The 501-nt window shown below is 36.9% G+C and carries 1 protein-coding gene; it reads right to left on the minus strand.

The annotated features are described in order from the left end of the window. Window positions 1-501 (minus strand): transaldolase family protein (locus QVO42_RS09295; RefSeq protein ID WP_288164306.1); only part of this gene is annotated, 501 nt, incomplete at both ends.

Here is a 501-nt window from a genome sequence, read left to right on the forward strand (position 1 = left end):
CTTCTCCGTATACTGAATACCAATCATTATTGAAATCAGTCACAGCTTTAGAAATACTTGGATTTTCAAAGATTGCCTTTAATACGCTGACTGGTGCAGTGATAGCCTGACTACCTGCATTAAATGCATCTCTTACCTGCTGTACACCCTTGAAGCTTGCTGCAAGAATCTTGCAGTCATAACCATCTTCTACAATTCTATTAGATAAATGAGCCATTAATTCAAAAGGATCATTTCCTAAGTTTCCAATTCTATTTGTATAAGGCGCAATATAATCAGCACCTGCTGCGAGTGCCATATAAGCCTGCATCAAATCATAAACAGCTGTGGCAGTTACATTTTTACCTTCAGCCTTTAAGATTTTCATTGCCTTAACACCTTCATAAGTAGTAGGGACCTTTACATATACCTTGTCATCTACTTCTTCAAAGATCTTATGTGCTTCTTTCACAATTTCATCTGCTTCTGTCGCAATAACCTGAATATGTAAAGAACGTTCAT

This window comes from Catenibacterium sp. CAG:290 (assembly GCF_000437715.1).
GTDB classification, from domain to species: domain Bacteria; phylum Bacillota_I; class Bacilli_A; order Erysipelotrichales; family Coprobacillaceae; genus Catenibacterium; species Catenibacterium mitsuoka_A.